This window comes from Sphingomonas endophytica, assembly GCF_001476895.1.
GTDB lineage: Bacteria > Pseudomonadota > Alphaproteobacteria > Sphingomonadales > Sphingomonadaceae > Sphingomonas > Sphingomonas endophytica_A.
The window spans coordinates 1-646 of the sequence record NZ_LDTB01000313.1 but is presented as its reverse complement, the minus strand read 5'-3'; the positions used below and the strand labels follow the sequence as shown (position 1 = coordinate 646).

Sequence of the window (646 nt, the reverse complement as noted above, 5' to 3'; positions counted from 1 at the left end):
CACCTATCCGCTGCCCGAAGCGCAGCTCGACCGCTTCCTGATGGAAATCGACGTCGACTATCCCGATCGCGACGCCGAGCGGCGCATCCTGTTCGAAACCACCGGCGCCGAAGAGGCGCATGCCAAGCCGTCGATGGATGCGGAGACGCTGCTCACGGCACAACGACTGGTGCGGCGCCTGCCGGTCGGCGATTCCGTCGTCGAAGCGATCCTGACGCTGGTGCGCGCCGCGCGCCCCGGCACCGAGGGCGGCGAGGCCGGCAAGCTGATCGCGTGGGGACCCGGTCCCCGCGCCAGCCAGGCGTTGATGCTGGCGGTTCGCGCCCGCGCGCTGCTCGACGGCAGGCTCGCGCCGTCGATCGACGACGTGCTCGATCTCGCCGAGCCCGTGCTCAAGCACCGCATGGCGCTGACCTTCTCGGCGCGCGCCGAGGGCCGCACCATTCCGGCCGTGATCAAGCAATTGAAGACGCGGATCGGTTGATGGCGGCTGACAACAGGCACCAGAACGAGGAGATCCTGGCGGTCCGACGTGCAGATGGCGAAAGCCGATCGCTCGCCGCGTCGCTGCCGCGCCTGGTGCTTGAGGCCCGCCGTGTTGCGGCCAACGTCATCCATGGCCTGCACGGCCGCCGCCGCGCCGGCT

At 70.1% G+C, this 646-nt stretch carries 1 protein-coding gene; it reads left to right on the top strand.

Annotation, left to right across the window (positions count from 1 at the left end; all coding sequences use genetic code 11):
* On the top strand, positions 1 to 484 hold a 484-nt coding region (locus NS334_RS17385; RefSeq protein WP_193753178.1), incomplete at its 5' end, for an AAA family ATPase.
* Positions 485 to 646: the final 162 nt, after the last annotated feature.